Source organism: Clostridium sp. CTA-6, assembly GCF_054768115.1.
Window position 1 is genome coordinate 263,231 of the sequence record NZ_BAAAAU010000004.1, and the last position, 19,443, is coordinate 282,673.

Sequence of the window (19,443 nt, forward strand, 5' to 3'; positions counted from 1 at the left end):
TAATTATGAAAAAATTTCTGATACTAGTTTTTGCTATATTATTAGCAGTACCAACTTTAACTGGTTGTTCTATAAGAATTAATAATTATGAAAATAAATTGTACTCTGAAAAAGATATAAATAAAAATATAAAAGTTGGGAGTATACAAGATAATATACTAACTAGAGAAAAAGCTATGGCAAAAGCCTTAGATATTTTTGATAAAGGATTTAATATAAAATTAAATAGAGAAAATTTAAATGAGAGTGTGAGAATAATTAGAAAACCTGAAAAAGATATACTTTACTGGAATATAACATGGACATCTATTAATACAAAGAAAATGTATAATTGTGTAATAGATACTTCTAATGGAAAAATAGAAAGCATATCACTATACAATCCAAATGAGGAAAATAAAGGAGAAAAAGTAGAGTATATATTAAAGGAAAAAGATATTCTTAGTGTAGTAAATCCTTTGTTTAAAGCGTTAAAAATTAATCCTAATAATTATCATATTAATGATGGTGGGATAGCTTATGGTTATATGGTACAAAATCAAGTATTCAATTTCAAAAATAAAAGGGATGATAAGGAAGATATTACAATAATAGTGAATTGTAATGATAAAGCAATTACTAGTTTTTTTATAAATACATATGAGAATTAGCATTATGACAGTTAAAAATAGAACAATTGGAGGTAGGTAAATGAAAAAAGTTTTAGTGGTTGAAGATCAGATTGCCATTAGGGAGTTAATAGCTATCAATCTTGAAATGGCTGGGTATGAGGTGATTGAAGCTAGTGATGGGGAAATGGCAGTTAATTATATTGAAAATACATATTTTGATATTATTCTTTTAGATATTATGTTACCTAAACTTGATGGCTTTAGCATAATTTCAAAAATTAAGGGCAAAGGAATACCAGTTATTTTTGTTACTGCTAAGGATGATGTATTAGATAGAGTAAAGGGGTTAAAGCTTGGAGCTGATGACTACATAACAAAGCCCTTTGAAAGCATAGAATTATTAGCCAGAATAGAAGCAGTTTTAAGGCGATGCGGCAAAATAGAAGAAGTTATAAAATTGAAGCACTTGGATATTTTCCCGGAACAAAGGTTAATAAAAAGTAAGGGGGAAATAATTGATATAACCTTAAAGGAATATGAGCTATTAATGTTGTTTATAAAGAATAAGAATATAGCTTTGTCTAGAGAGCAGATTTTAGAGAGAGTTTGGGGATATGATTATTTTGGAGAAACAAGAACTGTTGATATTCATGTATTGAGAATAAGAGAAAAATTAAATTTAAAAGATTGTATAAAAACAGTATATAAGGTTGGTTATAGGCTTGAAGATTAAATTTTAAAAGGTTGCTGCTTAGTGGTTTAGGTGTACTAAGCATGCAATCTTTTTTATGGATTTTACAACTATGAAACAAGTAATAAAAATTTTTGAAACTTATTTTTGTTAAAATTATCTATAAGACTGGAGGATATAAGTATGAAAAAAAACATATCTAGAGTTATTGTTTTTATAATGATTATTATTATAATTTTGTGTGTAAAAGAGGTTTTGGCAGATGGAGATAGGGATGTTGGATATGCTAATGTAGTGGTTAAATCTTGGAAAAAAGATATTGTCCAATAAAAAGAAGATATTATTTTATAAACAGAAATTTATTGCCAAAGATAAAGGGAGAACAAAATGAAAATTTGGAAAAGAATAATATTTTTTGTAATATTTCAACTTGTATTTATAATGGTGACTTTCCCCCTATATACTTTCTATGGACCCTTTAAAAAAGTTAGAAATGTAGTAGTTACATCTGCCATGGGCACAGGAAATCATAGGTATATAGCAAAAATATTTTTTAGTGATAAAAAGATAAATGAAATAATGAAAGAAGATACAGAGAGTTTGAATGATAATTTAAATATTAATAATTTAAATAGTAAAAGTGTAGAAATTAGAAATGTGAACAATGATATCAAAAGAATGGAAATTAATAATTCTAAATTTGAAGGCGAGGCATTAATTATACATGATCCTAAAAGAGTGAAAGTAGGATATTCTTCTAAACTTGGACAAGTAGGTGAGACTACTTCTGATATGGCCAAAAGATATAAGGCTGTTGCGGCAATAAATGGTGGAGGATATTCAGATGTATCTCCCAATGGAAAAACTGGAGGAACTGGAGGAATTCCAATAGGGATTATAATATCTAAAGGCAAGGTAGTTTATCCCCTAAATAAAGAGGAATATAAAAAGAGAGAAAATTGTGTTTTTGCAATAGACGGTGAAGGGTATGTACATGTAGAGCCGGCTTCCGTAGAGGGATTATTAAATAAAAATATAAAAGAAGCTATATCATTTACTCCAACATTAGTTGTTGATGGTGAGCCACATATTTCAGATAATTCATTAGCTGGAATTCATCCAAGAACTGCAATAGGGCAAAAAGCGGATGGAAGTATTATATTTCTTGTAATAGATGGTAGAAAGGGATTTAAACTTGGTGCATCTATTAAGGATATGCAAAATATTATGTTACAGCTAGGTGCTGTAAATGCAATGTGTCTTGATGGTGGAGGATCTACAACTATGTATTATAATAATGAAGTTATTAATAGACCTTCTTGTGTTACTGGGGAAAGGGCTATACCTACAATTGTATATGTAGAATCCTAAGGGAGAATTGAAATGAGAAAGAAAAAAACAAAGTCAAAAAGGAAGTTAAAAATTATATGTAAGTGGATAATAGTATCTTTTGTCATACAAACAGGTGTGTTATTTTATTTAAGTAATTATTATTTTACAGATAAAACTAAGGTTACATTTAAAACCATTAATCAAATTGAATTGTGTAATAAAAATGATATCACGCTTCCCAAAGGGGCAAAAAAAATTAATTTATCCCCTAGTGGGAGATATGCTACATATTATTTAGAAAATACATTACATGTAATTAATTTAGTAAATGGAAAAGATAATGTGGTAGATTTAGAGGAAAATTTAAAAGATACCTTTGTAAAATGGTATGAATCGGAAGACAAGTTAATTATTTTGGAAAAGAAAGAAATTGATGATAAAGCTGCAATAAAAATATACACTTATGAAGCTAAAGACGATTTAAAGCAAGCTGTACTAGATTTTAATAATAAGAGTAGACTGTATAAATTGCCTACAAGTACTTCAAAAGTAGATGATATACAATTAAATACCTTAAATACAATAGTATATATTAAATCTTGCGATTACAATTCAAAGAACATAAATAGGCTTGATATTTCAGCTGGAATACACAAATTGCCAATAGATACGGATAATATAGAAGATTATTATATTATAAAACAACAAGATCAAGTGGTATTTGACAATATTTTAAACAAAAAGGTTTTTCTTTTTAATTCACAAGAGACTAAAGAAATTGTAATAGATGGTGTGGATAAATCAAAGCTTTTATATGTAGATAATAATGGTATTGTATATATTGGACAGTTAGATAATGATAAAGTAAAGGCTATTTATTATAAAAATTATTATGAAAAAGATAATAATAATTGGAAAAAGATTCAGTTAGAAAAACCTTTAGAAGTAAAAGATATTCATATATTTAGTGAAGAACATATATATTATGTTGACAATATAAATGGTATGATTATAAATTTAAAGAATAAAAAGAAAACTAAATTTATAGGTGAATTTGTGGACATGAATTGTAATAGCATTATGTCTTTAAAGGATCAAAAAGTTGTTTTATCAAATTTAAAATAAATTAAGAATGAAAAGTCATAATTAGATTTATGGCTTTTTATTTTTTAGTAGAAATTTAAGTGATAAATAATCTTATTAAAGGTTTTTATTCACACTTGGTGATATGTTTTGAATATGCTAAATAATTAATTTAACAACTATGAAACAAGTAATAAAGGGTTTTGAAACTGTGCTTTGTTAGAATTATTTAAAAGAAGATTAGAGAAAATAAATTGGAGGACATAATATGATTGAAAAAACACTTGTAAAAATATTTAATAACTTTATTTTTTTTATAGTTATTATTGCAATTTTATGTGTTATAGAGGTTTGGGCAAATAAAAAGAATAATAATGTGGGACATGCTAATACTATTGCAAAGCCAGAAAATAAGCATACTCGTCAACAAAATAAAGGTAGAATTAGGGATAATAGAAAAGAAATTTTATTAGTAAATAGACAAAATAGGTTATATGAAACTTATTTACCTAAAGATCTTATTGTACCCAATATAAGATTTATATCAAATGGAGATCCGGGAGTAAGAAAAATGAGAAAAGTAGCTGGTGAAGCTTTAGAGAAACTTTTTAATGCTGCTGAAACTGAGAATATAGTATTATTAGGAGTATCAGGATATAGAAATTATAATTATCAGGTAAATGTTTATAATAGTTCAGTGTATAGAAATGGAAAACAACATGCAGATAAATATGTTGCACAACCAGGAACAAGTGAACATCAAACCGGCTTAGCTATAGATATAGTTTCAAACGAGTATACAAACTTAGATGAAATTTTCGTTAATACTAGGGCATATAAATGGCTTAAAGAAAATTGTTATAAGTATGGATTTATAATTAGATATCCAAAGGGAAAAGAAGATATTACTGGTTATAAATTTGAGCCTTGGCATATAAGATATGTAGGAATAGATGTGGCTACAGAAATTATGAATAGGAATATTACTTTGGAGGAATATTGTGGAAAATAAAATATCCATTAAAAGTTATTACTCTTTTGCATAACAAAACATATTTTTAGATTAGTTTATAAAATATTTTTGTTGTGCACTCTAAAATGTATATAAATTATGAGATGCCATGACCTTGTGATCAGTATAAGTTAAAATAATATATGTTATAAATAAGAGTATCTTTAAGAGGGAATTTCAAAATTAAATTTATTTTGAGACTTCCTCTTAATCTTATTTTTAAATTTTGATGCAGCAAATATGAAGTTATAATTTTTTCTTCATACTCTTGATAATTATTTTTGTCTCCTTATCTACTCGTAAAGATTCAGTAATTTTTTGTAGTGATTTGTTGTAAGTAAAATCATCTAAGGTATTATTTTTCAAATATTCCATAGTTTGTTTTGGAAATTTTATATAACATATAGAAATAGTCCAAGCAACTGCCATTTTTGCATAATAGCCAGGGTGCTTTATAGCATCTAGGGATTTAATTACTTCATCTATGTATTTATCATTAATGTAAAAATCTAGTAGCATTACAACACCAAAGCGAACCTCAAATTCTTTATTAGAGGATAAAAATGGTTGTATAAAATTCCAAACACGTTCCATATTATTTTTAGTAAATTTCAAACCAGCACAAAAGCTATCACAGACAGACCAATTATCAATTTTGGGTACAAAATCAGCAGCGTATTGAAGAATTTCTTCAATGTCTGCTTTTGCATAACCTAGCACGAGCCCTTGAAGCATAATTTCCTCAAAATATTTACTGTCATAGTTTGCCATAAATTCACGCCAATCATGTTTTGCAATTGCTTTTGCTAATTTGCGAAGTTGAGGTAGTCTAACTCCTAAAATATTATCCGTATTAGGTAAAAGTGATGATGAAAATTTTTGATATTCTTCATCTGCTAATTCAAAAATTTGCTCTCTAATTGTTTTATTCAAAGTTTTGCTCCTTTTCTTCAATTTAAATTTGTCTTAATTTATTGTTTTAGATCCTATAAAAGCCTTACTGGGAATTTTTTTATCCTATAAGATTATTCTATACATAAAGGTATTTTTATTCAAATTTATACCAGCACCTATATAAGAATATATTGCATAAACTTTTAACCATTCTTATATTATTATTTATTTTTTATAGATTTGATTTTATTTAATGCCATGTTTAGAAGTTTGTTTATGATTGTCATTAAAATACTGTAAAAATAACGCAAATAAAAATATAAATATTTAATGACTGCTTTAGACTTTAATAATTTTAAAAACTATATGAAATTAGCTATTCTTTAAATTTTTTGAAGGTACGAATTAACTTCTTAGTGTAGTCCTGCTGAGGATTATTATATACATCATAATTTTTGCCTACTTCAATAATTTTACCTTTATGCATTACAGCTATTTCATCGCAAAAGGCTGTAACTAAATCTAAATCATGGGATATAAACAAATAGGTTATACCAAATTCCTTTTGAATTTTTTTTAGTAATTGGATAATCTGAGCTTGTACAGAAACGTCTAGCATAGAAGTTGCTTCATCTAAAATTATAAATTTTGGCTCTAAGAGCAAAACTCTAATAAGACCTATTCTTTGAATTTGTCCACCACTTATTTCATGAGGATATCTACTTAAAATTTCTTCCTTTAAATTAACATAATCCAAAAATTCTTTGATTTTTATCATTGCTTCATTTCTATTCATTAAATTGTGAATTAAAATAGGTTCTAGTAAACTAAATAGTATAGTTTTACTAGGATTTAAAGAGGTATCAGGATGTTGAAATATTATTTGCATATCTTTTCTTAAACTTATCATATCCTTTGAGGAATATTTTGTTATGTCTATATCATTAAAATAAATTTCTCCACTGTCTAAGGAAATAAGTTTAAGAATTACTCTCCCTAAAGTAGATTTACCACAGCCACTTTCTCCTATAAGTCCAAGGGTAATTCCTTTTTTTATATGCAAGGACACATTATCTAAAACTAAAGATTGAGTTTTTATAAAATTATTTCTTTTAAAGGATTTAGTTAAATTATTTACTTTTATCAAACAAAAAGCACCTCACTTTAGAGCCATTTTCCATTGTATAAAAATCTGGTTTTCTTAATGAACATATAGGAATTTTATTAGGACATCTTGGTGAAAACTTGCATCCTGTAGGAGGACTAATAAGACTAGGAGAAGAGCCTTCCATAGGTTTTAATCCTTTGTGAGGCTGAGAAAATATGAGTCCTTTTGTATAAGGATGATTAGAATCTTCTAAAACATCATAAGCTTTTCCCATTTCAACTATATCACCAGCATACATAACTGCTATGTCATCACATAAATTTTTAGAAAGCATTAAATCATGGGTAATTAAAAGCATACCGCAGTTACTAATATTAGTTATTTTTTTCAAGGTTTCATATACCTGATCACGAACTATAGCATCAAGTCCCTTTGTAGGTTCGTCTGCAATAATCCAATTAGGATTACCACATATGCCCATAGAAGCTAAAACTCTTTGTTTCATACCACCACTAAGTTCAAAAGGATAGGAATCTGCAACTTTAATAGGATTAGGAAGAAATAAGTCTTTTAGTAAATTAAGTACTTTAATCTTACGAGTTTTTTTATTAGCATTCATTCCTTCACTTATTTGTTTTCCTACCTTCATTATTGGATTTAAAGCAGTACCAGGATTTTGAGGAATTAAAGCTATATCACTTCCTCTTAAATTTCTTAGAAAATTTATATCTAATGATAATAAATCTGTACCTTTATATAATATTTCCCCAGAAATAAGAGCATTACTAGATAATAAACCTAATATGGATAGACCCAATACAGATTTACCACTACCTGTTTCTCCTATAAGGCCTAATACTTTTCCCATATTTATTTTTAGAGAGATATTATCTACAGCCTGTACATTTCCTTCTTTTGTGGGAAATTCTACTTTTAAATTTTTTATAAATATATCCTTATTCATGAAAATTACCTCATTTATATATTTAGGCATATTGAAAAAAATAATAGACCAATCTAATGGATAATTTTGTTTAATATATTATTTTATTTCATATGCCATATTATGAATATTTTTTTCTTTGTCCAAATAATCTCGTGCAAAATCTCCAATTATATTTATGCTTAAACTTAAGAGCATAATAGCAGCCCCAGGAGCCATTATTAGTATTGGATGACTAAGATAATAGCTTTTAGCATCACTTATCATTATTCCCCAATCAGGAGTAGGGGGTTTTAATCCCAGTCCTAAAAAGCTAAGACTTGCTATGGACAGTATAACTTTACCTATTTTTACTGTAAATAAAACTATAAAAGGACCTATTATATTTGGAATTATATGATGAATTATTATATAGAAATCCATAGCACCAATAGCTTTAGCCCCTTCGATATAATCTTCTTCACGTATACTTAAAACTTCACTTCTAACTATTCTAGAAAAACCAGCCCAGGATGTAATAACAACAGATAACAGTATGCTTTTTATACCAGAACCCATTATACCTATTATGGCAATCATAAAGCTCATTGAAGGTATGGATTGTAATATATTTACTATTATTTGTATAAAGGAATCTAGTTTTCCAGCATAATAACCGGATAATATTCCAATTATAAAGCCCAAAGTCATAGTCATTATTGAAGCTACAATAGATAAAAGAATGGAACTTCGTCCACCATAAAGTAATCTACTAAGTACATCTCTACCTAAAGCATCTGTACCTAATAAATGCTCTGTGCAGGGAGGAACTAAAGCATTTGTCATGTCCACTTTTACAGGATCATAAGGGGAAATTAATGGAGCGAATATACTTAAGAGTAGAATTATAGCCAAAGTAATAATAGCAAATTTATATATTTTCATGTTAGGATTCACCTCCAAGTCTTATTTTAGGATTTAAAATAAGGTAGGATAGATCTATAAGTAAGTTAAAAGTTATATAGACAATGCCTGTAAACAAAACATAGCCTTGTACTACAGGGTAATCTCTATTAAATATTCCTTCAATAACAAATCTGCCCATGCCAGGAATAGCAAATATGCTTTCGATTATGGCGGTACCGCCAAGTATACCAGCAAAGTAATTTCCTATAAGAGTTATTACTGGTAATAAAGAATTTAAAAATGCATGTTTCATAACTATAATTTTATAGGAAAGACCTTTTGATTCTGCAGTTATAATATAATTTTTATTAAGTTCTTTTAAAACATTGGCTCTTGTAAGTCTCATTATTACTCCTATAGTTCCTGAAGCTAATATAAAAGAGGGCATAATAAGGCTTTTAAAGCCTTCTAAACCACTGGTAGGGAGTATTTTAAGTTTTTCTGAAAAGATTGTTATTGAAATAAATGCAAACCAAAATCCAGGAATAGAAATAAAAATTAAGGCTATAATTCTGCCTATATTATCAATATAACTATTATTTTTTACTGCCATAATAACCCCTAAGGGTATTCCAATTAAAATGGCTAGAATTACTGAAAATATAGCTATAGAAAAAGTTACTGGAATTCTTCTAACTAGTTCATCAAATACTGGTTCTCCAGATATATAAGATTTTCCTAAGTCACCATTAATGGCTTTTTTCACCCAATTTATATATTGTATAGGAAGGGGATCGTTTAACCCCATTTCTTCTCTAAGATTAAATATTTCTGTTTCTGTAGGCTGATTTATACCATCCATAGAAAGAACTTGAAGTGCCGGGTCTCCCGACGCTAATATTCCTAATGTAAAAGAAATTAGAGAAACTCCTATAAGTACAGGAATTGAGTGAATTAATTTTTTAAACAAATATTTTAGAGATTGTTTCATTTATTTGCTCCACTGAAGTTCTGGAAGGGTAGTTCCATAAATAAATGCATTGTGTCCAGTAACTTGTTTATTATAAACTACTAAATTTACTTCATTAAAAAGAGGAATTGTAGGAAGTTCTTTAGCTGATATATCTTGAAGCTCATTATATATTTCTCCTCTTTTTTTCATATCTATAGTTTTAGTAGCAGTTTGTAATAATTCATCAGCGTGAGAATTTTTATATCCTAAGTTATATTCTTTATTTGTATCACCAGTACTTTTCATATGTGTTTCAAGTATGGTATATGGTTCCATATTTGGTAGTCCACGTCTGTCCATAAATAAATCAAAATTACCTTTTTTAGCAATTTCTCTAGAAGCAGCTAATTCACAATTAACTATAGATACATTTAATCCTATAGATTTTAAAGTAGCTTGTATGTATTCAGCTTCTTCCTTATAAGGATAAGCTTTTACCAAGTGAGCAGGAACTATAAGTTGAACATCTGCAGTTTTACCCTTTAATACTTTAGATGCTAAATCTTTTGCTTTTTCTAAATTGTGTTCTGCTTTTATATCTTTATAAAAAGGAGAAGTATAGTTTAAAATATTTTGTGTAGATTTTCCAAAGTTGTTATAGAATTTATTAACAATCAAATCTCTATCTAAAGCAAGGCTTACCGCTTGCTTCATTCTAACATCATTAAAAGGTGCTTTATTTCCATTAGCATAAAGATAATGAGAAATTGTTGATTTTTCATATGAACTTGCAAATTTATCATCTTTTAAAAGTTCTTTAGCCAAATTAGGTGGAATTGCACCTAAGTCTAAAACTCCCATAATTTCTCCAGATTTTAAAGCTGAAAATCTTGTTTGAGGATCTGGAATAGTTTTAATTTTAATTTTTTTAGATTTAGCTTTGCTTCCCCAATAATTATCAAAAGCTTCTAATACACAATAAGAATCTTTTTTGTATTCAATTAGTTTAAAAGGACCTGTTGCATTAGGTTTATCCACTACAAAATTACCATCTTTACCGAAATCCTTTGGATGGAATATAGGGCTTCCGAAGTTAACCATATTATATGGTAGTGTAGGTACTGGGTTTTTAAAATTTAATTTTACTGTGTAATCATCTACTTTAACACAATCAATTAATCCAGGATATATTTTATTTACTTTAAAAGTGTAGAAATTAGATTTACCTTTTTTAAGTTTTTTATATCTATCAAAGTTAGCAACTACTATATCTGCATTAAACTTTTCTCCATTGTGGAAAGTTACTCCCTGTTGCAGCTTAAAAGTCCATTGCTTTGCATCTTTTGACATTTCCCAAGACTTAGCTAATTTAGGAGCTGGTTCACCTTTTTTGTTCATAGTAACAAGTGGTTCCCAAACATAGGATATAATATTAGTGAAATGTATATTTTCTTTTCCTGGAGCTATATCTCTAGGAGCAGCTAGTACTATTTCTTTATTATTATCAGTTTTTGTAGTTGTTTTTTCAGATTTATTTGTACACCCTGATAAAATAATGCACGATGCCATTAAAAAAAGTAACAATTTACTGAATATGTTTTTTTTCTTAGATAATAGTTTTGTCATAATCAATCCTCCGATTTTAATTTGAAAATAAAAAAATCTTCTCTTTAAGGAGAAGATAATTGCAGCTTAATAAATATCAATATCTATTAATAAACAAAAAACAAACACCCCCTCATCCGCGTGAGCAAAGTTGTACAAGTTTTTATGGCAGGTATCCTGACTTGAGATCATAGTGATATCATTACCTTCCCATTAATAAATAACAGTGGCATCCAATGATATACTCCCTCTTACAGTGGCGGGACCGTGTTGGATTTACACCAAGCTTCCCTATTAAGCAATATAAAATAAATACATTGCACCATAAAAATTCATAATATTACATTTTTCCCTTAATTATACCATTACATTATGAAACTTATCAACACAATCTATTTTATTTTATTCCATGGCTATGTTACTTCTTATCTAGTTATTAGGAAAACAAATGGTTAGCAAGTAGTATTTTATTCAAATGGTATAAAATGTTGGGTATACTATTAAATATTGTAAATACATAGTTTGTTCAAGAATAGATTAGATATGCTTAATGCAAAATAATTCAACAGGAGCTTGGAGGCGAGGAATTAAAGGAAGTATTAATCCTTGTTCTAGGGAAAAAATATATTTATATAGTAGGGCTATAAAATAATTATATAACTATCTTAATATTGTGATAAAATTTAATTTAATAGAAGGTATACTAATAAAAAGATGGTTGTTCTAGGATATTTTAAAAGTAAGATATATTTAAGGAGGGTTTATAATGGAACCATCAGTTGTAGTAAGTAATGTGAGCAAAAGTTTTGGTAAAAAATTAGTATTGAATAACATAACTTTAAATATAAATAAGGGCCAAATTTATGGACTAATAGGACCATCTGGATCTGGAAAAACAACTCTAGTAAAAATGATAGTGGGAATGGAGGTTCCTGATAACGGAACAATTAAGGTTTTAAATGAAAATGTTCCTAATTTAGAATTATTGCAAAACATAGGGTATATGGCTCAATCTGATGCACTTTATACTGAGTTAACTGCACAAGAAAATCTTAAATTTTATGCTTCCCTATTTAAATTAAATAAAAGAACTATGGAAAATCGTATTGCTTATGTGATAAATATGGTGAATTTGAACAATGATTTATCCAAAAAAATTTCTACTTACTCTGGTGGAATGAAACGTAGATTATCTCTTGCCATAGCTTTAATTCAAAACCCGGAAATACTTATATTAGATGAACCTACTGTGGGAATTGATCCTGAATTAAGACTAAATATTTGGAATGAATTACTACGCTTAAAAAATGAAGAAAATAAAACAATTATAGTTACAACACATGTTATGGATGAGGCTAAAAAATGTGATTTTCTTGCAATGGTTAGAGAGGGTGTTATATTAGCAAATGGTACTCCCTCTGAGTTGATGGAATATTACAAAGCTAATGATTTAGATGAAGTATTTTTAAAAGCAGGGAGAAAAAAGATATGAGAATACGTGCATTAATAAAAAGAATAAGTTTACAAATGTTGAGAGATAAAAGAACTTTAGCATTACTATTTGTTGCTCCGTTACTCATACTAACACTAATGTATTTTTTATTTAATAGTAGTACAGTTAATCCTAAATTAGGAGTAGTTGACTTGAACAAAGATATCATAGAGGCATTAAAAAATGAAGACATCAATGTAATAGAATATTAAACCGCTTCTAATGAAGTTATTATTAAAGATAAACTTGATGGTTTATTAGAAATAGATAATAAAACTTTAAAATTGACTCTTGAAAATAGTGATCCTTCTAAAGCTAAGCTTCTTAAAATGAAGATAAATCAAGTTATAGCTTCTCAATCTAGAATAACTAACAGCACTTTACCAGTTAAATTTAAGACACCAACTATTGATGCAACCTATATTTATGGAAATAGTGAAACTACATTTTTTGATGTGTTAAGTCCTATTTTAATTGGATTTTTTGTATTCTTCTTTGTTTTTTTAATATCTGGAATTGGTCTTTTGCGGGAAAGAACTACTGGAACCTTAGAACGTTTAATGTCTACACCTATAAAGAGATACGAAGTAGTAATAGGATATTTAATAGGTTATGGTATCTTTGCAGTTATTCAAACATTGATTGTAGTTTTATTTTCAATAAATATTTTACATATTATACTTGCTGGATCTATTTTTAATGTAATACTAATTAATTTACTTTTAGCTTTAGTAGCCTTATCTTTAGGAATTTTGTTATCAACTTTTGCCTTTTCTGAATTTCAAATGATTCAATTTATACCTTTAGTAATAATCCCTCAAATATTTTTTGCAGGAATTTTACCACTTGAAGGTATGCCTAATTGGTTACAGATAATTGATAAAATTATGCCTATTTATTATGGAGCAGATGCACTAAAAAGTGTAATGTATAAAGGATATAATTTAAATCAAATAACTAACGATTTATTATTTTTAGTTATATTTGCAAGCATATTTATTATTTTAAATATAGTTGCTTTAAAAAAATATCGTAGATTATAATAATAGGTGAGTACAATAAAGTATTTTTCCACAAAGGTACCAGATGTTATTGGGAATATGTGGAAAAGTAGGAAGCTGCCTTTACAAATATGCTTTTAGTTTTAATAATTAAATATAATAACATGAAATAAAATAGAATTTTAATCCAATATATTATGGTCATAATCTAACACCTCTGATTAATTTAATCAGGGGTGTTTATGATTTATAACATGTAAACTTCTAATATTCGTTGCATATTATATAATGAGAAAGGGGGCAATTTTGAATATGGATGAAAGTAAAGACAAATCTAATATAGATGACAATGGAATAATAGAAGGGATAGGCAAAAGTTTAAGCTGTAAATGTCCAGAACCTACAGCATTAATGAAAGAATCAGCAAATCTTCTATTTAGAATACCTGTATTTTTGAGCCATCCAAGTAGATTAAATGAAGTACAGCAGGAGTTTGTGGATGCCATAATCAGGAAGATTAGAAAAGTGTTACTCTTTCCAAGAACACTACCTGTAACTGAACAATATCCAGAAACACCATTAACAAATATCCGTAGAATGATTTTATCTAGTTATGGAATGGTAGCACTTAATTTGAGGCAACGAAGAGTTAATCTTATTGAGAATAACCTTAACCAACCTCTAGTGGGAACTGTTTGGGAGGAAAATCCCTTTGCACAAATTGAACCTTCAATGGCTTATCAATATGGACTACCTCTATTGCTAATTAGGGAAATAGGGGTAGAACAAACTGGAATTTGGTCTTTTGGAGTGGGACCATTCTTAATATTAGAATGGGATTCTACCGCACCAAATCCTATTGAAACTTTTTTTACCAGAAATGATTGGAAGTCTATTTTTGAAAACTGGGTTGGTCAAGTAAGAACAGGTTATTATATTCAGACTCAACCACAGTTTCAATACTCATGTCTTCATAATAATTTATAGTAGATCTAGATAAGACACTGTGAAAAAGATATTCTATAAGAGATTAGCTAAAATTATTGGAAGGCTCAATGGATTGTTTGTAGAGAGAATAAAAGAATAGTTGATATAGATAATTTTTAAATGAATAAGAATAAAATACCCTTATGTATATATAACTAAGGGTATTTTTATATTGATAAAATATGAAAATATTAGCATATTTGATTTGTTATATACTTTTATCCTAGGTAGATGAATTTAAAAAATAACATTTACATAAAATAAGTGAGGTGATATTTATGGATCTTACAATGGAAAAATATATATTGATACTGTTAATTTTTTTTGTAATAATTGGTGTAATAATTTTTTTTATCAAGGGATTTATTAAAAATTATATTATAAGATTAAATATAGATACTATTGAAGCCCCTGGAAAAGCGGGGAAAGTGATTGTTTTTGCTCCACATAATGATGATGAAGTATTAGGAGCAGGAGGGTTTATTAAGAGAACACTAGAAAATGGAGGGAAAGTAAAAGTTGTTTTGATGACAAATGGAGATGGGTTTAAAGCTGCAGTTCAATTTGATTGCCTTAATTTTAAGCCTAATCCTAAGGATTATATAAAATTTGCATATCAGAGACAAAAAGAATCTATAAGTGCCCTTGAAAAGTTAGGGCTATTAGAGAATGATATAGTATTTTTAGGATATCCAGATGGTGGGATGAGGGCTCTTTGGGAAAAATATTGGAATAAAACTAAGTCATATACAAGTAAGAGTACTCAAAGTAATAAAACGCCTTACAACAATAGTTTTACAAGGGTAAGTAGTTATTGTGGAGAAAGTGTAGTTAGTGATATAAGTAAAATCATTGAGGAATATAGACCAATAGAATTGGTATATCCACATCCTAATGATAGGCATCCAGATCATTGGACAACTGATGCTTTTATAAAATATACGCTAGCAATTTTAAATTATAAACCTAAAAAAGAGCTATTATATCTTGTTCACAGAGGGGATTGGCCCACACAAATGAAAAGAGAACCTAATATGTATTTAGTTCCTCCTTTAAAGCTTATTGGCACGGGAACTAAATGGTATGCTTTTGATTTAAATAGTGATGATATATCTGAAAAAACTAAAGCAATTCACACATACAGAACTCAAATTAAAATATTAAAGCCACTATTAACGACCTTTGAAAGAAAAAACGAATTATTTGGAAGATATGATAACTTGAAAATTCCTTTTTCAAATAATAATAGTGAAGAATTTATAACCCGCAATTCTAATAAAATAATAATAGATCCATTGAAGGATAAATTGAATTTGAAAATAAGTAAAGGTGCCGACATATATGCAGTATATATTGAGAGAAATGAAGATAATAGTTTAAACATTGCAGGAGAAATGAATGATGAAATCGAGGAAAATACTAAATATGGTTTCAATATAATATTTTTTAATGATAAATGTGTTTCAAGGCTAAATTTAGAAGTGAAAAATGGGAAAATGCATGCAAAAGAAATTGGAAAACAGTCCATAATGAATATAGAAGGAGTCAAGCTCAATATTAGAGGGGAAAAAATAATCCTTAATATTCCTGAAAATACAATAGGATATTTTAGCAATGTCTTTATTAATATAAGTACCCATATAGGACATAGGATGATGGATAAAACAGCATGGAGGATGTTAGATATGTAGAGCAGGTTCTTTATTATTTAGTTTATGTTAATCTTTGACCAGTTAAGGGTATTCAATATGGTAATGTCATGTAAATAGAAGGGATAAAAATTTATAAACACATTATTTTTTATTTGATAGCATAAGAAGAAGGTATCAAAATTTAAAAGATTTAGAAAATCTTAAAAACACTCCTTATTATAAAGATTTGTATTCTGGATTGTTCAAATTTTTACAATAAGGAGTGCTTTTTATTTAGTTTATATAAAATTTTTTACAGTTTTTATTTAGTATAGTTATCAAAGTAACCTTGTATAAATATTATAGGAGTACCTTTGTCTCCACTTCCAGAAGTTAAGTCAGAAAGTGAGCCTATAAGATCTGTAAGTCTTCTTGGTGTAGTTCCTTGAGATGCCATAGAACCTACAAGATCATCTTCTTTATTTTTTATATATTCAGATATAGCTTTTTTAAGTTCATCGCCTTTTAAATGAGCAAAGTCATTATCAGCAAGGTATTTTAATTTAACTTCATTTGGGGTTCCATCAAGTCCTTTTGTATAAGCAGGTGCAACTACTGGGTCAGCAAGTTCCCATATCTTACCTACAGGATCTTTGAATGCTCCGTCTCCGTAAATCATAACTTCAACATTTTTACCTGTCTTTTCTTTAAGCTTAGCTTGTATATTATCAACAACAGGTTTGCAGTTACGAGGGAATAACTTAACAGTATCTTCAGTAGATTTATTTGATCCTAAAAGACCATAGTTTTCATTAAATCCACCGCCATCAACAGATGAAGATAATATATTATCAAGGCTGTATATTTTTTCGCCACCATTGTTTTTTAGTATTTTTTTAGTTCTAAATCTTGTATGTATATCACAAGTAAGAACGTTCTTTGTATAATTTAATATAGTTTTTGGATTATTTGAGAATATAACTTCACATTCAACACCATATTCTTCAATTAAAGATTTATAGTATTCAACATAATCAACTCCAGTAAATGTATGTTTAACTTCTCCAAAGCAATCACGGAATTGTTTTTCAGTTAAAACATCACTCCAAGGGTTTATTCCTTTTTCATCTAACATGTCTATGTCAACAAGATGATTACCAACTTCGTCAGATGGATAGCTAAGCATAAGAACAATTTTTTTAGCACCCTTTGCAATACCACGAAGGCATATAGCAAAACGGTTACGGCTTAGTATTGGAAATATTACGCCTATGGTATCATCACCAAATTTTGATTTTACATCCTTTGCAATCTGATCTATTGTAGCATAGTTACCTTGGGCACGAGCAACAACAGATTCTGTTACAGTAACAACATCTTTATCATTTATTTCAAATCCTTCAACATCAGAAGCTTTTAATACGCTATCAACAACGATATCTTCTATACAATCTCCTTCGTTAATAATAGGGCAACGAAGACCTCTAACAACAGTTCCAACTACTCTTTCCAAATTTATCTCTCCTTAACTTCAAAAAAATTTTGAATTAAAATTACTTCCTATACTTGTAATATACAACATTTTTATGGTATAAGTAAAATAAATAGTATATATAGTGGGTATAAGGAGGGCTTATATGATAAGCAAATTAGATTTATATAGAGTATTTGGTTGTGTAGGAAAGTGTAAAAGCTTTTCAAAGGCAGCTAAGGAGTTATATATGACACAACCGGCCGTAAGCCAATCAATAATGCAATTAGAAAAAGAACTTAGTATAAGACTTTTTACAAGAACTCCTAAAGGGGTTATTTTAACTAATGAGGGTGAAATTTTATTTGAATATGTAACTTCTGCTATAAGTTTAATAGAAGCAGGAGAAAAGAAGATGTTAGATTCTAAAAATCTTATGATAGGGGATCTAAAAATAGGGGTAGGGGATACTACTTCTAAGTATTTTTTACTATCTTATTTAGAAGAATTTCATATAAAGTATCCAAATGTAAAATTAAAAATATTAAACGGAACTACTGTAGAGTTGTGTAACTTGGTTAAAACAGGGGATATTGATTTGGCTATCTGTAACTTACCAATAGAAGACTCTGCTCTAGAATTTAAAAAGTGTATGGAAATACAAGATATATTTGTTTGTGGGGAAAGGTTTAATAAAACTATATCTGAGCCTTTAAGTTTTGTAGAAATCTCAAAGATGCCCCTTATATTATTAGATGGCAAATCTAACTCAAGACAATATGTGGAAAAGTATTTATTGTCAAAGGGGGTCAATATTAGCCCAGAAATTGAGCTTGGTGCTCATGATTTATTATTACAATTTGCAAAAATAAATCTAGGAATAGCCTGCGTTGTAAAAGAATTTTCACTAGAATATTTAGAACAAGAAATTTTGTTTGAGGTAAAGACTAAGGAGCCTATACCTAAGCGTAATATAGGATTTTGTTATTTAAAAAGTGTTTCATTGTCTCCAGCTGCAAGAACATTTTTAGAAACCCTATAAAACTTTGCCTATTATTATATATAGGGTATGCTATATTTAAGATTTGGTAAAAGTCTTTTTATATCAATGCTTGAAAACTATTATGATATAAATAAGAAAGATAAATTTGAAGAATTATTTGGTGATTTATATATAGGCAGAAGACCTACAGAAGGGAAAAACAGTTTTCTTGTATGAAAAATAAGTTTTGCAGGGGTAGATGCAGGGCATGGTGAAGAAGAATTAAGAAAGAGTTTTAATTTTAAAATTTCATCAGCAGCAAGAGGATTTTTATATAAATATGGTGATTTATTAGGTAAAAATAAATTATCTATGGAGGATATGAGTGCAGAAATGGTTGTAGCACATATAAATATGCTTAGCAAAATCAACAATAAGAAAGTATTTGTCTTAATAGATGAATATGTACTTTAAATGAAACAAAATCAGAATTAAAAAAGAGACAAGAACTATGTAGAGGACTTAGACTAGAAGTTAATCAACAAGGTGAAAAAGTATATAGTTTTGGTGTAAACACTTTAACTATAATGGCTAATGAAAGTTACGAAGATTTTGCTAGAAAGTTACAAAATGAATATGAAGAAGATGAATGAAGGTAGTGAATTTATGGCATATATTAAATAAGAAATCGTTGACAACTAACGTTGTAATATAGTACAATACAGATGTAAGATATGGATTGTAATAGTGATTAGCTTGCTAC

Annotated in this window: 19 protein-coding genes, 2 pseudogenes and 1 riboswitch; of the genes and pseudogenes, 14 read left to right on the forward strand and 7 right to left on the reverse strand. The window is 28.2% G+C overall.

The window, feature by feature from the left end:
- Positions 1 to 5: 5 nt before the first annotated feature.
- From ACYUDJ_RS08350 to ACYUDJ_RS08375, 6 genes are all read left to right on the forward strand, one after another.
- Complete coding sequence (locus tag ACYUDJ_RS08350) at positions 6 to 650, forward strand: hypothetical protein (protein ID WP_043031442.1); 645 nt, start codon at positions 6 to 8, stop codon at positions 648 to 650.
- Between the two features lie 40 nt (positions 651 to 690).
- Positions 691 to 1,344 carry a response regulator transcription factor gene (locus ACYUDJ_RS08355; RefSeq protein WP_003488692.1) on the forward strand — a complete coding sequence of 218 codons (654 nt, stop codon included), beginning with the start codon at positions 691 to 693 and terminating at the stop codon, positions 1,342 to 1,344.
- Positions 1,345 to 1,485: 141 nt separating this feature from the next.
- A complete protein-coding gene (locus tag ACYUDJ_RS08360) occupies positions 1,486 to 1,632 on the forward strand; it encodes a hypothetical protein (RefSeq protein ID WP_003488694.1) in 147 nt (48 codons plus the stop codon).
- Positions 1,633 to 1,689: 57 nt separating this feature from the next.
- Positions 1,690 to 2,673: a phosphodiester glycosidase family protein gene (locus ACYUDJ_RS08365; RefSeq protein ID WP_003488696.1), complete on the forward strand. Its 984-nt coding sequence runs from the start codon at positions 1,690 to 1,692 to the stop codon at positions 2,671 to 2,673.
- A gap of 12 nt (positions 2,674 to 2,685) precedes the next feature.
- Positions 2,686 to 3,759: a hypothetical protein gene (locus tag ACYUDJ_RS08370; RefSeq protein ID WP_003488698.1), complete on the forward strand. Its 1,074-nt coding sequence runs from the start codon at positions 2,686 to 2,688 to the stop codon at positions 3,757 to 3,759.
- Between the two features lie 226 nt (positions 3,760 to 3,985).
- A complete protein-coding gene (locus tag ACYUDJ_RS08375) occupies positions 3,986 to 4,729 on the forward strand; it encodes a M15 family metallopeptidase (protein ID WP_003488700.1) in 744 nt (247 codons plus the stop codon).
- 246 nt (positions 4,730 to 4,975) lie between these two features.
- Here ACYUDJ_RS08375 and ACYUDJ_RS08380 read toward each other — a convergent pair whose 3' ends face one another.
- The 6 genes from ACYUDJ_RS08380 to ACYUDJ_RS08405 form a co-directional block, all read right to left on the reverse strand.
- Positions 4,976 to 5,662, reverse strand: coding sequence for a DNA alkylation repair protein (locus ACYUDJ_RS08380; protein WP_043031444.1), 687 nt, complete (start codon positions 5,660 to 5,662; stop codon positions 4,976 to 4,978).
- 337 nt (positions 5,663 to 5,999) lie between these two features.
- Positions 6,000 to 6,770 (reverse strand): ABC transporter ATP-binding protein, encoded by a 771-nt coding sequence (locus ACYUDJ_RS08385; RefSeq protein WP_003488704.1) that lies wholly within the window; start codon positions 6,768 to 6,770, stop codon positions 6,000 to 6,002.
- The gene (locus ACYUDJ_RS08390) at positions 6,754 to 7,695 is read right to left on the reverse strand and encodes an ABC transporter ATP-binding protein (RefSeq protein WP_043031446.1); all 942 of its coding nucleotides are present in this window, start codon (positions 7,693 to 7,695) and stop codon (positions 6,754 to 6,756) included. Before ACYUDJ_RS08390 ends, ACYUDJ_RS08385 begins: the two co-directional genes overlap by 17 nt.
- A 78-nt stretch (positions 7,696 to 7,773) precedes the next feature.
- Complete coding sequence (locus ACYUDJ_RS08395) at positions 7,774 to 8,598, reverse strand: ABC transporter permease (protein WP_043031448.1); 825 nt, start codon at positions 8,596 to 8,598, stop codon at positions 7,774 to 7,776.
- Position 8,599: 1 nt separating this feature from the next.
- Entirely contained in the window at positions 8,600 to 9,550 is a 951-nt protein-coding gene (locus tag ACYUDJ_RS08400) for an ABC transporter permease (RefSeq protein ID WP_043031451.1), read from the reverse strand.
- Positions 9,551 to 11,137, reverse strand: a complete 1,587-nt coding sequence (locus ACYUDJ_RS08405; protein ID WP_052500380.1) for an ABC transporter substrate-binding protein — start codon at positions 11,135 to 11,137, stop codon at positions 9,551 to 9,553.
- Positions 11,138 to 11,266: 129 nt separating this feature from the next.
- A riboswitch (cobalamin riboswitch) is annotated at positions 11,267 to 11,458 on the reverse strand.
- Positions 11,459 to 11,882: 424 nt separating this feature from the next.
- Between ACYUDJ_RS08405 and ACYUDJ_RS08410 the strand changes: the two genes are divergently transcribed.
- From ACYUDJ_RS08410 to ACYUDJ_RS08430, 5 genes are all read left to right on the forward strand, one after another.
- Complete coding sequence (locus ACYUDJ_RS08410; protein ID WP_043031453.1) at positions 11,883 to 12,608, forward strand: ABC transporter ATP-binding protein; 726 nt, start codon at positions 11,883 to 11,885, stop codon at positions 12,606 to 12,608.
- Positions 12,605 to 12,820, forward strand: coding sequence for a hypothetical protein (locus ACYUDJ_RS08415; protein ID WP_242867279.1), 216 nt, complete (start codon positions 12,605 to 12,607; stop codon positions 12,818 to 12,820). The genes ACYUDJ_RS08410 and ACYUDJ_RS08415 overlap by 4 nt, the downstream gene beginning before the upstream one ends.
- A 21-nt stretch (positions 12,821 to 12,841) precedes the next feature.
- Positions 12,842 to 13,651 carry an ABC transporter permease gene (locus tag ACYUDJ_RS08420; protein ID WP_265202419.1) on the forward strand — a complete coding sequence of 270 codons (810 nt, stop codon included), beginning with the start codon at positions 12,842 to 12,844 and terminating at the stop codon, positions 13,649 to 13,651.
- A 270-nt stretch (positions 13,652 to 13,921) separates the two neighbouring features.
- Positions 13,922 to 14,596, forward strand: a complete 675-nt coding sequence (locus ACYUDJ_RS08425) for a hypothetical protein (protein WP_043031455.1) — start codon at positions 13,922 to 13,924, stop codon at positions 14,594 to 14,596.
- Between the two features lie 278 nt (positions 14,597 to 14,874).
- The gene (locus ACYUDJ_RS08430; protein WP_043031457.1) at positions 14,875 to 16,287 is read left to right on the forward strand and encodes a PIG-L deacetylase family protein; all 1,413 of its coding nucleotides are present in this window, start codon (positions 14,875 to 14,877) and stop codon (positions 16,285 to 16,287) included.
- Positions 16,288 to 16,549: 262 nt separating this feature from the next.
- Here the strand turns inward: ACYUDJ_RS08430 and ACYUDJ_RS08435 are convergent, their stop codons facing one another.
- A complete protein-coding gene (locus ACYUDJ_RS08435; protein ID WP_043031458.1) occupies positions 16,550 to 17,740 on the reverse strand; it encodes a coenzyme F420-0:L-glutamate ligase in 1,191 nt (396 codons plus the stop codon).
- A 124-nt stretch (positions 17,741 to 17,864) separates the two neighbouring features.
- Between ACYUDJ_RS08435 and ACYUDJ_RS08440 the strand changes: the two genes are divergently transcribed.
- The 3 genes and pseudogenes from ACYUDJ_RS08440 to ACYUDJ_RS08450 all read left to right on the forward strand — a co-directional run.
- Positions 17,865 to 18,740 carry a LysR family transcriptional regulator gene (locus tag ACYUDJ_RS08440; RefSeq protein ID WP_043031461.1) on the forward strand — a complete coding sequence of 292 codons (876 nt, stop codon included), beginning with the start codon at positions 17,865 to 17,867 and terminating at the stop codon, positions 18,738 to 18,740.
- Positions 18,741 to 18,767: 27 nt separating this feature from the next.
- A pseudogene (locus ACYUDJ_RS08445) lies at positions 18,768 to 19,145 on the forward strand (AAA family ATPase); the annotation flags it as partial.
- Positions 19,142 to 19,330: pseudogene (locus tag ACYUDJ_RS08450) on the forward strand (hypothetical protein); the annotation flags it as partial. The pseudogenes ACYUDJ_RS08445 and ACYUDJ_RS08450, both read left to right, overlap by 4 nt.
- Positions 19,331 to 19,443: the final 113 nt, after the last annotated feature.

What these genes read in the sequence shown, in the direction of transcription:
- ACYUDJ_RS08415 (WP_242867279.1), top strand. Translation starts at nt 12,605, where the DNA reads ATGAGAATACGTGCATTAATAAAAAGAATAAGTTTACAAATGTTGAGA.
- ACYUDJ_RS08440 (WP_043031461.1), top strand. Translation starts at nt 17,865, where the DNA reads ATGATAAGCAAATTAGATTTATATAGAGTATTTGGTTGTGTAGGAAAG.
- ACYUDJ_RS08425 (WP_043031455.1), top strand. Translation starts at nt 13,922, where the DNA reads ATGGATGAAAGTAAAGACAAATCTAATATAGATGACAATGGAATAATA.
- ACYUDJ_RS08400 (WP_043031451.1), bottom strand. Translation starts at nt 9,550, where the DNA reads ATGAAACAATCTCTAAAATATTTGTTTAAAAAATTAATTCACTCAATT.
- ACYUDJ_RS08360 (WP_003488694.1), top strand. Translation starts at nt 1,486, where the DNA reads ATGAAAAAAAACATATCTAGAGTTATTGTTTTTATAATGATTATTATT.
- ACYUDJ_RS08430 (WP_043031457.1), top strand. Translation starts at nt 14,875, where the DNA reads ATGGATCTTACAATGGAAAAATATATATTGATACTGTTAATTTTTTTT.
- ACYUDJ_RS08405 (WP_052500380.1), bottom strand. Translation starts at nt 11,137, where the DNA reads ATGACAAAACTATTATCTAAGAAAAAAAACATATTCAGTAAATTGTTA.
- ACYUDJ_RS08365 (WP_003488696.1), top strand. Translation starts at nt 1,690, where the DNA reads ATGAAAATTTGGAAAAGAATAATATTTTTTGTAATATTTCAACTTGTA.
- ACYUDJ_RS08410 (WP_043031453.1), top strand. Translation starts at nt 11,883, where the DNA reads ATGGAACCATCAGTTGTAGTAAGTAATGTGAGCAAAAGTTTTGGTAAA.
- ACYUDJ_RS08395 (WP_043031448.1), bottom strand. Translation starts at nt 8,598, where the DNA reads ATGAAAATATATAAATTTGCTATTATTACTTTGGCTATAATTCTACTC.
- ACYUDJ_RS08350 (WP_043031442.1), top strand. Translation starts at nt 6, where the DNA reads ATGAAAAAATTTCTGATACTAGTTTTTGCTATATTATTAGCAGTACCA.
- ACYUDJ_RS08355 (WP_003488692.1), top strand. Translation starts at nt 691, where the DNA reads ATGAAAAAAGTTTTAGTGGTTGAAGATCAGATTGCCATTAGGGAGTTA.
- ACYUDJ_RS08370 (WP_003488698.1), top strand. Translation starts at nt 2,686, where the DNA reads ATGAGAAAGAAAAAAACAAAGTCAAAAAGGAAGTTAAAAATTATATGT.
- ACYUDJ_RS08390 (WP_043031446.1), bottom strand. Translation starts at nt 7,695, where the DNA reads ATGAATAAGGATATATTTATAAAAAATTTAAAAGTAGAATTTCCCACA.
- ACYUDJ_RS08375 (WP_003488700.1), top strand. Translation starts at nt 3,986, where the DNA reads ATGATTGAAAAAACACTTGTAAAAATATTTAATAACTTTATTTTTTTT.